10 protein-coding genes are annotated in these 12,320 nt (G+C 38.1%); 5 read left to right on the top strand and 5 right to left on the bottom strand.

The features are described 5' to 3' along the window. The first annotated feature begins 349 nt into the window (after nucleotides 1-349). The 4 genes from dapA (at nucleotide 350) to KPC_RS12070 (ending at nucleotide 5,257) form a co-directional block, all read left to right on the top strand. Nucleotides 350-1,246: a 4-hydroxy-tetrahydrodipicolinate synthase gene (gene dapA / locus KPC_RS12085; RefSeq protein ID WP_121974627.1), complete on the top strand. Its 897-nt coding sequence runs from the start codon at nucleotides 350-352 to the stop codon at nucleotides 1,244-1,246. A 15-nt stretch (nucleotides 1,247-1,261) separates the two neighbouring features. Further along, complete coding sequence (locus tag KPC_RS12080) at nucleotides 1,262-1,870, top strand: lipoprotein-34 precursor (NlpB) (protein WP_121974626.1); 609 nt, start codon at nucleotides 1,262-1,264, stop codon at nucleotides 1,868-1,870. 37 nt (nucleotides 1,871-1,907) lie between these two features. Then, a complete protein-coding gene (gene purC, locus KPC_RS12075; protein WP_121974625.1) occupies nucleotides 1,908-2,627 on the top strand; it encodes a phosphoribosylaminoimidazolesuccinocarboxamide synthase in 720 nt (239 codons plus the stop codon). A gap of 224 nt (nucleotides 2,628-2,851) precedes the next feature. Beyond that, the gene (locus KPC_RS12070) at nucleotides 2,852-5,257 is read left to right on the top strand and encodes a TonB-dependent receptor plug domain-containing protein (RefSeq protein ID WP_121974624.1); all 2,406 of its coding nucleotides are present in this window, start codon (nucleotides 2,852-2,854) and stop codon (nucleotides 5,255-5,257) included. Nucleotides 5,258-5,291: 34 nt separating this feature from the next. Here KPC_RS12070 and KPC_RS12065 read toward each other — a convergent pair whose 3' ends face one another. Continuing rightward, nucleotides 5,292-5,549: a tautomerase family protein gene (locus KPC_RS12065; RefSeq protein ID WP_228212250.1), complete on the bottom strand. Its 258-nt coding sequence runs from the start codon at nucleotides 5,547-5,549 to the stop codon at nucleotides 5,292-5,294. A 183-nt stretch (nucleotides 5,550-5,732) separates the two neighbouring features. On the opposite strand from KPC_RS12065, the gene KPC_RS12060 reads away from it, so the two are divergent. Continuing rightward, a complete protein-coding gene (locus KPC_RS12060; RefSeq protein WP_171334483.1) occupies nucleotides 5,733-7,376 on the top strand; it encodes a phosphodiester glycosidase family protein in 1,644 nt (547 codons plus the stop codon). A gap of 63 nt (nucleotides 7,377-7,439) precedes the next feature. Here KPC_RS12060 and KPC_RS12055 read toward each other — a convergent pair whose 3' ends face one another. From KPC_RS12055 to KPC_RS12040, 4 genes are all read right to left on the bottom strand, one after another. Further along, the gene (locus KPC_RS12055; protein ID WP_121974621.1) at nucleotides 7,440-9,215 is read right to left on the bottom strand and encodes a glycerophosphodiester phosphodiesterase; all 1,776 of its coding nucleotides are present in this window, start codon (nucleotides 9,213-9,215) and stop codon (nucleotides 7,440-7,442) included. A gap of 141 nt (nucleotides 9,216-9,356) precedes the next feature. Beyond that, complete coding sequence (locus KPC_RS12050) at nucleotides 9,357-10,631, bottom strand: replication-associated recombination protein A (RefSeq protein ID WP_121974620.1); 1,275 nt, start codon at nucleotides 10,629-10,631, stop codon at nucleotides 9,357-9,359. Between the two features lie 81 nt (nucleotides 10,632-10,712). Then, on the bottom strand, nucleotides 10,713-11,630 hold the full coding sequence (locus tag KPC_RS12045; RefSeq protein ID WP_121974619.1) for an alpha/beta hydrolase: 918 nt from the start codon (nucleotides 11,628-11,630) through the stop codon (nucleotides 10,713-10,715). 150 nt (nucleotides 11,631-11,780) lie between these two features. Beyond that, nucleotides 11,781-12,233 carry a YcgN family cysteine cluster protein gene (locus tag KPC_RS12040; protein WP_121974628.1) on the bottom strand — a complete coding sequence of 151 codons (453 nt, stop codon included), beginning with the start codon at nucleotides 12,231-12,233 and terminating at the stop codon, nucleotides 11,781-11,783. Nucleotides 12,234-12,320: the final 87 nt, after the last annotated feature.

Here is a 12,320-nt window from a genome sequence, read left to right as displayed (position 1 = left end):
GTTTTAGACTGTATCTATAATAGTTAACAAATATCATGTGATCATGTTTAAATCTTATTTAAAATCACTTATAAAGTATAAAAAAACATGTATGTTTTTTTATAGACACACTTATTTTTTTACATTGTTCAATAATTTAAAATAAATACGTGTGTTATTTGTTGCTTTTTATAAAGTTTTTCAAAGCTTTGACTAAAGCATATTGTTCTATACGACTGAATCAGTCATAATTTGCATAAGCATTATTCAACACTCTAACTACTGAATTTTGCTTGAAATCAAAATACTGCAACCATCCATTTATACGTTTTTCACGATTTAGGATGGAAAAATAGGATATTTTTTCAAAATGACTCAGCAAGCACAGACCATTCATGGCTCAATTGTCGCAATCGTCACCCCAATGTTCGAAGATGGCAGCGTAGATTGGAAGGGTCTCGAGAAGCTCGTTGAGTGGCACATAGAACAAGGCACTAATAGTATTGTCGCAGTCGGCACAACTGGCGAAGCGTCTACTCTTAGCATGGCAGAACACACGCAAGTAATTAAAGAAATTATTCGTGTAGCCAATAAACGAATCCCAATTATTGCCGGCACTGGTGCAAACTCAACACACGAAGCGATTGAGCTCACCAAGGAAGCAAAAGAACTCGGCGCAGATGCCGCACTTTTAGTGACCCCTTATTATAACAAACCGACTCAGGAAGGCTTATATCAACATTATAAAGCTATTGCTGAAGCCGTTGATTTGCCATTAGTTCTTTATAATGTACCAGGTCGTACTGGTGTAGATATGCAGAATGAAACTGTCATCCGTTTGGCTGACATTCCACAAATCATTGCGATTAAAGATGCAACTGGTGATATTCCACGTGGTAAAGAACTTTTAGAAGGTCTACGTGGTAAAGATATGACTGTTTATTCTGGTGACGATGCAACTGCACGTGAATTAATGGCTCTAGGCGCAAAAGGCAATATTTCGGTTACTGCCAATATTGCACCTAAAATCATGAGTGAACTTTGCGCAGCTGCAATTGCAGGAAATAGCGATCTTGCAAAAGAGCTCGATAATAAAGTTGCAAAATTAAACAATATTCTATTTTGTGAATCGAACCCAATTCCAGTGAAATGGGCACTACATGAAATGGGGTTAATTGGAACAGGTATTCGCCTACCATTAACTCCTCTTGCAGAACAATATCGTGCCCCTCTTGCTGAAGAACTCAAAGCAGTGGGTATCATTTAATAAGAGCTTAACACTATGCAATTACGTTTTGGTTTAACACTTGCCCTTTCAGCTTTAAGTTTAGCGGGTTGTAGTCATCTGGCGATCAATAATGGTTCACTGGATTACAAGGATACAACCACTTTAGAGCCACTTAAGTACCCTGAAGGTGCAGAGGTTAGACCAGCAACGCCTTTGTATCCTGCTCCTAAGGTTGACCAGCTTGCTCTTGATCATGCAGCAAAATATGAGAACAAGCGTGGTAACCGTTTTGCAATGCCGCGTCCAGATGTGCAAATTGAAAATACTTTGACTGAAGAAAACGATGTTTCAAGTACAACAATTGAACACCCTCAACTCATTACCGATGGTAGTGGAAATCCATTGATTAAAGTCGATGGAAATTCTGCTACAATATGGCAATACACACTTGCCACACTTACGAGTCTTAACATTAACGTTACTGGTAAAAGCAAAAATGCAAATGAAGCTACTGTGAAAATTGACAAGCAGCTTTATGTGTTAAAACTCACTTCTGTAGGTGCAAGCAATACTATAGCTGTGTTTAATGCCGATAACAGTTTTGCAGATAAAGAAAAAGCTACAGAACTGTTAACCCAGATTTACCAAAATTGGCCAGCCTAGTATGAACTAGGCATTTTTTTTTGAAAAAGGTTCCCCCATGTTAAAACAAACCTTGCTCTATACTGGTAAAGCTAAATCCGTTTATGAAACTGATAGTGCAGACCACCTGATTTTAGTCTTTCGTGATGATGCCTCTGCGTTCAATGGCGAAAAAATCGAACAACTAGATCGAAAAGGCAAGGTGAATAACCGTTTTAACGCCTTTATCATGGAAAAACTGGCTGAGGCAGGCATTGAAACTCACTTTGAAAAACTTCTTTCTCCAACCGAAGTTTTAGTGAAAAAATTAAAAATGATTCCTGTTGAGTGTGTTATGCGCAACTATGCAGCAGGTTCATTATGCCGTCGCCTTGGTATCGAAGAAGGTAAAGAGCTAAACCCGCCTACTTTTGAATTGTTCTTTAAAGATGATGCTTTAGGCGATCCAATGGTAAACGAATCTCAAGCCATTGCTTTAGGTTGGGCAACTGCTGATCAACTTGCTCAAATGAAAGAACTTACTCAAAAAGTAAATGTAGTACTCAAAGACTTATTCGCTAAAGGCGATATGCTTCTCGTAGATTTTAAGCTTGAGTTTGGTGTATTCCATGACCGTATTGTTCTTGGTGACGAATTTTCTCCAGACGGTTGCCGTTTATGGGATAAAGAAACCAAGAAAAAACTCGACAAAGACCGTTTCCGTCAAGGTTTAGGCGGTGTTGTTGAAGCTTATGAAGAAGTTGCAGCTCGTATCGGTGTTGATTTATCTGATATTTAATGCTGCAAAGTTTTCTAAAAAACCGAGCATTATTGCTCGGTTTTTTATTTCATATTTAAAAATACGGGGCTGTACCAAGCACTCAATATTAAATTCTAGCGAACGCTAAATTTCCTTCCTTTGCAATTTTTTTCCTATCCTTAGTTTTTTTATTTGTTTTTTAAAATTTAGACTTCGCTCTACTATGCCTACAAATGTTAACAAAAATGAGTTTATTAATAATAATGGCTACACAATTTACTAGAAATTTTCCAGTTCGCTTTATCACTACAGTTATTCTTTCTGCTCTTTATTCTCAGACGCATGCAGAAGAGCAGTCTCCGGAACAAGTACAGGTAAAACAACTCGATACCATCGTTGTAACAGGTACCCGCTCACTGACACGTTCCAAAACAGAATCATTACAACCCATTGATGTTATTAGTGCAAAGGAATTGACTCAACGAACAGGTTCGAGTGAACTGGGTACAGCTTTATCCCGAATTATTCCATCGATTAATTTTCCGCGTTCTACAGTCGTTGACGGAACAGAACTGGTCAGACCCGTGCAATTAAAAGGTCTTTCTCCAGATCAGGTCCTAGTCTTGGTAAATGGCAAGCGACGTCATACCGGAGCATTTTTAAATCTGGCAGGAACGATCGGTCGAGGTTCTGCGCCAACTGATTTAAATGCCATTCCTATTTCTGCAATTAGTCGTATCGAAGTATTAAGAGAAGGTGCTTCCGCCCGTTATGGATCTGATGCGATCGCAGGTGTGGTCAATATCATTCTAAAATCAAATCCTGATCATGGTGAAGCAGGTATACGTTATGGAATTTTTAACAAAGGTGATGGTGAACAAAAACAATCCTATGTTTCTGGTGGTAGTGATCTAAATGGTAATGGTTATGCGATTTTTTCAGGGGAATGGCAAGACAATCAGGCAACCAACCGTGCTGGACTGGATAAACGGGATGCAAATTCGGCAACCTACGGACAACGTACTTTCCGATTTGGTGATCCAAAATCTGATGAGGTCAAAGCCGCAATCAATACAGGCTATACATTTTCAGATGCAGCAGAAATTTATGGCTTTAGTACGTATAGTCATCGCAATGCACAGACTGCAAGTTTCTATCGTTTAAGCAATGCCTCAAATAATATTCCATCCATCTATCCTAAAGGCTATTTACCTCTGATTGAGGGACAGTTAGACGACGTTTCTGTCGTTGCAGGTGTCCGTGGAGAAATATCCAATTGGTACTACGATACTTCAGTCAGCTACGGTTTAAATATTTATGATGTCGATACCCGAACCTTGAACGTTGACTTATTTAAAGACACGGGTTCTACACCACGCTATTTTCATAATGGTAAATTAAAAAATGAGCAAACTGTAGTCAATATTGATCTATCTCGAGAAATACCAGTTGGCTTTTTTGAGTCTCCTTTAAGTCTCGCCTTTGGTGCCCAATATTTAAATCAGGAATATCAGATCAAGGCAGGAGATCCAGCATCTTATTATAAAAGTGGATCATCAGGTTTATCTGGTTTTCGTAAAAATGATGCAGGTCAATGGTCACGAGACAGTTATGCTGGCTATGCTGATCTTGAAGCTGATATTACAGAGAAACTTTCAGCTTCTACTGCTTATCGTCATGAATATTATGATGATTTTGGAAATACAGATAATGCTTCATTATCACTTCGCTATAAATTACATCCAGCAGTTGCACTTCGAGGAACAGTATCAACAGGATTTCGTGCACCGAGTTTAGCGCAGCAGTATTTTGCTCAAACCTCATCACAGCTGGTCAATGGTCAATTTGCTGAAGCGGGTACTTTTCCAACGAGTTCAAAGGTAGCCAAACTATTAGGAGCTGAAGACCTTAAAGCAGAAAAATCCAAAAATTATAGTGTGGGCTTGGTCTTTACCCCAACCGACCAGCTTTATGTCACTTTAGACGCTTATCAAATTGATATTGATCATCGTATTAGCTTATCTTCAAATATTGATGCCAGTAGTTCTGCTGTAAAAGCTTATTTAGCATCACAAGGTATAACGAATGCCAATTTTACTAATATTCGTTACTTTAATAATGCTAGCGATACCCGTACTCGTGGTATTGATTTAGTCGCAAATTACAAATGGAACAATTTGCCTTATGGAGAGCTTACAACCTCACTTGCCTATAATTATAACCATAATAAAGTGACACATATCGATGCAAACCCTACGATTCTTAATACTCTTGGTATCAATCTAGTACGTTTAGACCGACGTGAGCAATATGGCTTACTTGCAGGTAGCACACCTGAACACAAATTGAGTTTATCCAATGACTATAAAATAGGTGACTTTAGTATTTTTACCAATCTTACCCGTTATGGTAGTTTTAAAACATATAACAATGCTGGTCCTGAAAAAGATCAAAAGTTTTCAGCCAAATGGCTACTGGATTTGGCATTGTCATACCAGCTTCAAAACTGGAACTTTACTGTAGGTGGGGACAATGTATTTGATGTTTATCCTAAGCAAGATGTATATGACATTAATTTACCAACAGGCGGCAGTCTACCTTATAGCCAGTTCTCTCCTTTTGGTTTCAATGGTGCATTTTACTATGGCAAGGTTAGTTACCAATGGTAGAGTCACTAAAAACCGAGCAAATATGCTCGGTTTTTTAGTTATTTATTTGTAATTGCTGAATTTTTAAATCAGCCCGTTCTGCATGACCAAAACACCATTCAGTAAAAGTATTTTGAACAATAATAAACATCACATCTTGCTCGGGGATGGAAAACTTTTCATTTAACCTTTTAGTGACGGATTCCATCAATGCTGACTTTTGTTCTAAGGTTCTAACTTTACCTGAAGTAATATAGAGCATGATGAATTTGTCAGTACGGGCTTGTTTAACCCAATAATCAGGATCAACAATAATATCTCCTGAATATTAATAGATCTCAAAAGTCCAATATATTCTGCATTTTTCAGAATATTATTATGTTGATGTAAGTCCTGAAAGTTATCTCCATATCTTCATTAACTCGTCATTTTTTAGTCATATAAATTTCATGCTGCATCATCACTATTTGGGTTTCCCTTAAACATTGATCCAATGATGACCATTTTCTGCATACGTAAAATTGCTTTCCTAAGCGTTACGACCTTGCTATTAGCAGGATGTAATGATGATAAAAACGAATACGCCCCAGATACAGGAACACCTGATAAGAACTGGACGTTGCCTAGCTCTGGTTTTCCTCTAGGTACTAAAGAGTTAAAAGAAGACATCCAAAAAATCATATTGGATGATGGAATTGAGCTTTATCAGATCACACGTGGTTATTCATCATTAGATGATGGTTTTGAGGTAGAAGTCGGTTATATAACATCTGAACAGCAAGCATTAGAGCTGGAACAACAACTCAGTAATTTAGGATATCGTAGTAAACGTGTAGTCCCACCGAGCGACCAAGTCCTGGGGCAAAACCCCTCGACCTGGATTCGTTTAGATGCCCGCTATTTTTCAGCTGCTCAAGCTGATGCTGTTGTCAAAGAATTAAAAGAGAAAAAATTTGCAAATGCAAAAACCCGTTTTAGTGCCGAAGATGGACTCAAAACCACAGGACCTTGGCATATCAATGTATTGGTTATTCATCCTCATTTTAAGGGTAATGTAAAATCTGTCTTGGCAAATGATGTTATTGAAGGTAAAGAAACTACCTCTTCAATCGCTCAAAGAACAAATGCAATTGCAGCGATAAATGCAGGTTTCTTCGTGGTTAAGGATACCTCAGGCACACCAGGTGATCTTGCTGGTTTATCCGTAATTGGTGGACAGATTGTCAGCGAAGGTGTTGAAGGTAGACCAGGATTTTTTATTGAAAATAAGGGAACCAGACGTTCCGCATCTTTAGAAACCAATATTACCACACAGCTTATACTGACAAATGATCAAAACATCAGTAAAAGAATTGATGGGTTAAATCGGGTACCGGGTCTAAACTTTAACTGTGGCAATCCTTTTGACCTTGAAACAGAACAAGCCTTGCACGACGTTACCTGTACTGACCCAAATGAAATCATTGTCTTTAGCCAGATTTTTGGTAAAAACACCCCTAAAGGTGATGGTGTTGAAATCGTTATAGATCAGAATCACATTGTGACAGAAGTTCACCCTACCCGTGGTATGCCTGTACCAGCAACAGGACAAACCATACAAGGAATTGGAAAAGGAAAAGACTGGCTTTTAGAAAATGCCAAAATCGGTCAAAAAATTGAACTGAGCTCAAAGCTCATCAATCAGGATACCAAGCAACCTATCCTCCTACAAAACTCAACCTATGCTGTGAATGGTGGTCCAACTTTATTGTTAAATGGTCAAAGCCCCCAAATAAACCAAATAATACGTGAAGGATTTGGGTATAAAAATTTATCGGGTGTTCCTGAAACATATGCTACATCAGACCGCCAGCTGTTTACTAATGACTGGTTTCTACGAAGAAATCCACATACATTGATGGGAGTAACTCAAGACAATACGTTGCTATTTGTCACTGTCGATGGAAGAGCACCACGCTATAGTGCGGGAATGTCCGTCCCTGAATCAGCTTTGGTCATGAAATATCTAGGTGCAAAAAACGCATTGAAACTCGATGGGGGTGGCTCAACCATGATGAATATCTTGGGGAAACCCAAAAATGTCCCATCTGATGCTACGGGTGAACGACCTGATGGTGATGCAATTGTAATTAGCAAATAGTCCTTAGCGACTGGGCCTGGTATAGGGAATGCCATGCCTATAAAAATTAAACTGCTTTATGGCCTATTGAATAATCACTTTAATTGGGCCCGTAAAAATATGATAAAAATATTGCTGATCAATTTGATACCGGTAACCTGCCAGTACATAAGCAGTACCTTTAGATGTAAAAGTTATCGCATCCTTTTTAGGACTAAACTGATGTGAAGGTGAATCTGAAAGCACAATATATTGGTTTGCCTTCCCCTTAAACTGCGTGCCATCTTGTGTTTTCAGCTCCGCATTAATATAAAACTTCTGCCCAGATTTAACTGTTACAGCAGCAGCTGTCTTAATATCAACTATATATTTTGAATAAAGCTGTGCAGAATTTGTGGTAATACCATGCGTACCAGCAACATATAACTTTTTAAATGTCTGATCATCCAGTGCCCATGGCCAAAAAGTAATACCACGATGCTTGGTCATTCCCATGAGTGCCACGAGATCACTTCTATATGCGGGATGATAAGTAGAAGAATACTTTTGGGTATCCTGCATAATTTGATAAGCATTACTGAATAAATTGCCCGTATTCGGCATATTTCCAACCAACATGCCCGTTGATACGCCTGATAGATGAGATTTGACCTGATTGGTCTGCTCACGTCTAAATGATGTTGTCACAAGATGATTCTGAAAGGAATATTGCTCAACTTGTGCTTTTAATGCAGAGACCAATTGAGGATTTGCACTTTTTAATTCAACCATGAGCACGACATTATTTACAGGCTTTATACTTTCAAAATATTCTGCCAGTGTCGGAATCTTTCTCTTGCGAGCCTTAGTTGTCAGTTGTTTGACTTCGGCCAAGGTCATATTTTCAATTTTTCCTTTGCCATCTGTCGTCCGGTCAACAGTTTCATCATGCATGACCACTAGATGTTTATCCTGGGTGATATAAATATCATTTTCAATAATATCTGCGCCTAGATGAACCGCATGTCTGGCACTTTCCAGTGTATTCTCATCTTCGAGTGTTGGTACACCACGATGCCCAATAATAAAAGGCTTGCGAAGCAAGGTGTTCTGAGGAAATTGCTTTAAGACTGTATGAAAAAGATCGCTACGGGTTGCTAAAATCCCATTTACTCCAGAGATGAGAACAGTTGCCGCTTCTTTCTGGGTTGCTGCTGCAGAATCTGCCCAGACTGTAATTAACAGCTTTTGCAGGAAACTCACATTATTTTTATTGATATATTGATTGGGAATAACTGCGATTCGGGCATACGCCTGATTGGTTTTTTGTACGATTATATCCAGATCTTTGGGATTATTTGCCAGATAGGTATTTGAACGTAAATCTAAAGCGGTCCGAACCATTGGTATCAGATCGTGTGCTTGACGGAGTAAATCAGCGTGATGAGACAATAAGGTAATATCTGAAATATCATGTGTTTTTGAAAGTATTTTTAATGCCTTTAGTGTTGCAACATCCTGTATTTCCAAAACAGGGATCGTTCGCCTTGAAGCGTTTCCAAGATAACTTTGCAGTGGAAATCTTGTTTGCCCTGCAGCATCAATTACGTCAAGATTCTTATCCAAACGCAAAAATACCTGACTGGCTTGGGTAGAAAGATCATGAATATTGGAAATTTTTTGAATCAATGTTGGCGCTAAGGCAACATGACTGCTCACTTCCTGAACATCAATAGCTGCAGCTTTTTGTTGCTCTGTATGTTGTTGAAATATCTTTTGATCATTTATCGTTTTTTCGGGTTGAATACTTTTAATATTTACATTTTCAGCATAAACAGAAAAAGAGGCAAATAAAAGCAAGCTAATTAAGGATAATTTCATGTTTAAATTCAAAATCGAAGCAGTCAGGGAACATAAGTTACCTATCCCTCCACTGCCTTATTCTTACTTAAGCAACTGAATAAATAAAATCAATAATACACTCCATGCCATAAGTAGACGATAAAAATATTAAATATTCATTTACTGTTGCTGTTGATTTTGCTGCCAGCGCCTTTGCTGTAGTCGCTCACCTTCAACCTCACGCTTATTACGTGCCGATTCATATAATTTCGTACCTTTCAGCTCAGGTGGCAAATACTCTTGCAATACAAAATGCTCAGGATAATTGTGAGGATATAGATAATCCACGCCATATCCTTGTTGTTTCATCAACTTAGTCGGTGCATTTCTCAAATGTAACGGTACAGGTAAATTAGCAGTTCTTTCTGCGAGTTCTAGCGCTTTGTTAATCGCAAGATAAGTGCTGTTGCTTTTAGCACTTGTTGCCAAATAGACTGCACACTGCCCTAAAATAATACGTGCTTCAGGCATGCCTATTACCTGTACTGAACGGAAACATTCTCCTGCAAGTAACAAAGCATTCGGATTTGAATTGCCAATATCTTCAGAAGCAGAAATAAGCATACGTCTGGCGATGAATACCGGGTCTTCACCACCTTTAAGCATTCGCGCCATCCAGTACAATGCTGCATCAGGATCGCTGCCACGAATTGACTTTATGAAAGCTGAAACCAGATCATAATGTTGTTCACCAGATTTGTCATAACGCGCAATATTTTGCTGTGCAACTTTTACTACAACTGCATTATTAACAATATTTTCTACATCTACTTCAAAGGTACTGGCAATCAAATCGATTAGATTTAATGCTTTACGTGCGTCTCCTGCTGCAAATTGAATTAAAGCATCGTATTCTTCAATTTGAATATGTCGTTCTTTTAAAAATTTATCAGTTTGAATCGCACGCTGAATCAATTCCTGAATAGATTCATTACTTAAAGCATTTAGTGTATAAACCTGACAACGTGAAAGCAAGGCGCTGTTTACTTCAAATGACGGGTTCTCTGTTGTTGCCCCAATCAAGGTAATTTTGCCCTTTTCAACAGCATTCAACAATGCATCCTGTTGTGACTTATTGAAGCGATGAATTTCATCAATAAAAACTACAGGTGCAAGCAGATCACCACTTTCCGCAATCACCTCACGTAGCTCTTTAACTCCCGTATTTAATGCTGACAGGCTGATAAATGGGCGGTCAACGGCTTGTGCCAGTAGCAAAGCTATCGTGGTTTTACCAACACCGGGAGGTCCCCAAAAAATGATCGAAGGTAAATGTCCTTGATCAATCATTTGACGCAATGGCGCATTTTCCCCTAGCAAATGATCTTGCCCGATAATTTCAGACAAATCACGAGGACGTAATCGTTCAGGTAAAGGTATTTGTGTGTCTGACATAGGCTTTTATAAATAATTAAACTCTTTGCATAGTCTACTATGGAATATCCATAATCAAGAAGATTTGTCCAGGTTTAATTTTTAGAATAGTTGGTTACTCAGCGTATCAAGCATGGATACCTGAAAAACCTCACCATGGCTTAAGTTCGGATAAATCATTAACCTCACATTCACCCCTTTTTTCTGCAAGTCTGAAACCAGTTTCCGGTTATTGTTGATCATTTCCTTATCAATATTTGGACTCAGATGTTTAACATTATGGGTGGGTATATCTCCCTCCATAATCATGAGATTTTTATTGCGAACCAGATCGGATGGCGTCTTTTCTTGTATATTTAAAATACGTTTATTTGCCCATGATAACGACGGACTCGCTGCAATATAATGACTAAAATCGTGACCATGTAACAAACTGTCCAGCACAAATAAACCACCATAAGAATGTCCCCACAATACTTTACGAGATGGGTCTAGCTTTACCTGTGCTTCTACCCAGGGCATTATCTGCGTTGCTATTAATACCCGAAATGCCTGACTTCCACCGCTTAAACGCTCAGGATTACGAGGATCGGCTTTAGGTTTACCTGATTCATCAGCAGGTGTGTAATCCAGAGAGCGGGATTTTGTTTCAAATGGAAGATTGCTTTTATAACCTATCGCAACCAAAACTGGTGATGAACTTTTATTTAAATGTTTAAGGAATGGCTCATTTAGTCTATCCATAACTGAATTACCATCCAGCATGAAAACCGAAGGTAAGGCTTGAACAGATTGTTTATTTTTTGGAATTCCAAGCCAGACTCTATACGTTCTGTTTTTATCTTCGGACTGAAACTCTTTAATCTGAAACTGGTAAAACTGCGAGCCCTGATCGGCAATATTTTCCCCTAATGGCTGGATATCAGGTTTAGCGTAGGCTTGCATACTTAAACAGCAGTACAGACTTAATGCCAATATTCGATAAACTGGCTTTTTTATTAAACATGAGGATTTAAACATGTGTATAGATATATTAATAGGTAACTTTAAATCATATTATTAATTGATAATCATTATCAATATTTAATTCATATCCTCAACAAATATATTACTATATACAAATGCATTTCATTTTTTAATAGTTTTATCTCATCAATAAATGATGATAAATCATCTCACCCAACGCACAATATATTCATCAATATCTTCTTCATTGATTTCAGTTTCCGATATACAACGCCCTGCTGCTGATTTCTTGGCTTTCATAACACTTTTTCTAGAGCCTGTATTTAAATAATGCCATGAAGGTAAATTTTTTCCTTCATTTACACGCCGATAAGCACAACTTGATGGTAACCACCGGATATTCTGTAATTTTTCGGGTGTTAACTGAACACAATCAGGAACATATTTTAAACGATCATGATAATCAGAACATTGTGCCGTCTGACAATCCAACAATTTACAAGAAACTCTGGTATAGGCAATTTCATGTGTATCTTCATCTTCGAGCTTGACCAGACAACACAAACCACAACCATCACATAATGCTTCCCATTCCGATGTTGTCAGTTCATCAAGCTTATACTTTTTCCAAAATTCAGGACGTAAATCAACACTCATGCTCATGATAAATCAAAAATATTTGATGCAATTATAACATTTAAAAAAATGATCGACTGTGATTTTTTAATTACACAGTATTTACTT

This window comes from Acinetobacter stercoris (genome assembly GCF_900323515.1).
In the GTDB taxonomy this organism is placed as follows: domain Bacteria; phylum Pseudomonadota; class Gammaproteobacteria; order Pseudomonadales; family Moraxellaceae; genus Acinetobacter; species Acinetobacter stercoris.
Note: the sequence above shows the minus strand (reverse complement) of the source record. Positions and strands in the feature narration are given on the sequence as shown.

Bases quoted from the DNA above. Each gene is read 5' to 3' on its own strand.
- KPC_RS12060 (WP_171334483.1), top strand. From the start codon at position 5,733: ATGACCATTTTCTGCATACGTAAAATTGCTTTCCTAAGCGTTACGACC.
- KPC_RS12050 (WP_121974620.1), bottom strand. From the start codon at position 10,631: ATGTCAGACACACAAATACCTTTACCTGAACGATTACGTCCTCGTGAT.
- KPC_RS12040 (WP_121974628.1), bottom strand. From the start codon at position 12,233: ATGAGTGTTGATTTACGTCCTGAATTTTGGAAAAAGTATAAGCTTGAT.
- dapA (WP_121974627.1), top strand. From the start codon at position 350: ATGACTCAGCAAGCACAGACCATTCATGGCTCAATTGTCGCAATCGTC.
- KPC_RS12055 (WP_121974621.1), bottom strand. From the start codon at position 9,215: ATGAAATTATCCTTAATTAGCTTGCTTTTATTTGCCTCTTTTTCTGTT.
- purC (WP_121974625.1), top strand. From the start codon at position 1,908: ATGTTAAAACAAACCTTGCTCTATACTGGTAAAGCTAAATCCGTTTAT.
- KPC_RS12070 (WP_121974624.1), top strand. From the start codon at position 2,852: ATGGCTACACAATTTACTAGAAATTTTCCAGTTCGCTTTATCACTACA.
- KPC_RS12080 (WP_121974626.1), top strand. From the start codon at position 1,262: ATGCAATTACGTTTTGGTTTAACACTTGCCCTTTCAGCTTTAAGTTTA.
- KPC_RS12045 (WP_121974619.1), bottom strand. From the start codon at position 11,630: ATGTTTAAATCCTCATGTTTAATAAAAAAGCCAGTTTATCGAATATTG.